Annotated in this window: 1 protein-coding gene; it reads left to right on the top strand. The window is 41.8% G+C overall.

Annotated elements, in window-relative coordinates:
* A protein-coding gene (locus tag HMPREF0023_RS15865; protein ID WP_155757176.1) for an IS3 family transposase occupies positions 1-1136 on the top strand; the annotation gives its coding sequence in 2 pieces (ribosomal slippage) (positions 1-223 and positions 223-1136; 1137 coding nt annotated over the 2 pieces). This gene is flagged as partial in the annotation.
* Positions 1137-1141: the final 5 nt, after the last annotated feature.

The raw sequence follows: 1141 nt of genomic DNA, 5'->3' as shown, positions 1-1141 counted from the left end.
TTTAAACAGCAAGCAATAGATTATGCCCTTTCGAACTCACATGAATCCGTCGCTGCAATTGCCCAGAAATTAGGGGTGGGTTATTCAACATTGGATAAATGGATTCGTGAAGCTAACCCAACAGGTTCAAGTAAACGTCAACTCTCACCAGAACAACAGCGCATTCTAGATTTAGAGAAGGAGGTCAAACAACTCAGGGAAGCCAATGATATTTTAAAAAAGGCGCATGTGTACTTCCTAACAGATCATGCCAAGAAAAGTACACGGTAATTCAAGGTCTAGCTGTGACTGAAATTACGGTTTCTTCTGCCTGTAAATGCCTAGGAGTTAGCGCTTCGGGATACTATGCTTGGCGAAAGAGACAGATTTACGTCAATCAGAAATATACTGATTTAAAAGCTGTATATTGGCAGCATCATGCACGATTGGGTGCACCTTCATTGGTGCACGACATGCGTGATTTGGGTTACGAAATGAGTGAGCGTACCGTTGGAAGAATGTTGAGAAAGCTCGGTTTACGCAGCAAGATTGCACGTAAATATAAGCATACAACAGATTCAAATCATCGTTTGCCTACAGCACCGAATTTGTTAGATCGCCAGTTTACAGTCATGCAGCCAAATAAAGTTTGGACAACAGACATTACTTATATCCGCACCAAAGAAGGTTGGTTGTACTTATGCGTGATGCTAGATTTATTTAGTCGTCGTATTGTGGGTTGGCAAACCAGCCATCGAATAGACCGTCAATTGGTCTGTGATGCATTTAATTATGCAATGGCTCGTCAGGGGTATCCAACGAATATCATGGTCCATTCTGACCAAGGCTCACAGTACTGTAGTCGTGATTTTAGAGCGCTATTATTGATGAATAACTGCATCCAAAGCATGTCACGCAGAGGTAACTGTTGGGATAATGCAGTAACAGAAAGCTTCTTTCACACATTAAAAGGTCATGTGGTACATGGCAGTGTGTTTTTGACCCGAAAAGAAGCGAATGCTGTCTTGTTTGACTATATTGAGATTTACTACAATCGAGTGAGAAGGCACTCTGCAAATGGTTGGTTAAGCCCAGAAGCCTTTGAGCAGAAATATTTTAAGAATTTAGAGGGATCGGTTGTCCACGATACTGCCTAGGATCA

It is taken from the genome of Acinetobacter sp. ATCC 27244, from assembly GCF_000156555.1.
Classification (GTDB): Bacteria; Pseudomonadota; Gammaproteobacteria; order Pseudomonadales; family Moraxellaceae; genus Acinetobacter; species Acinetobacter haemolyticus.
Note: the sequence above shows the minus strand (reverse complement) of the source record. Positions and strands in the feature narration are given on the sequence as shown.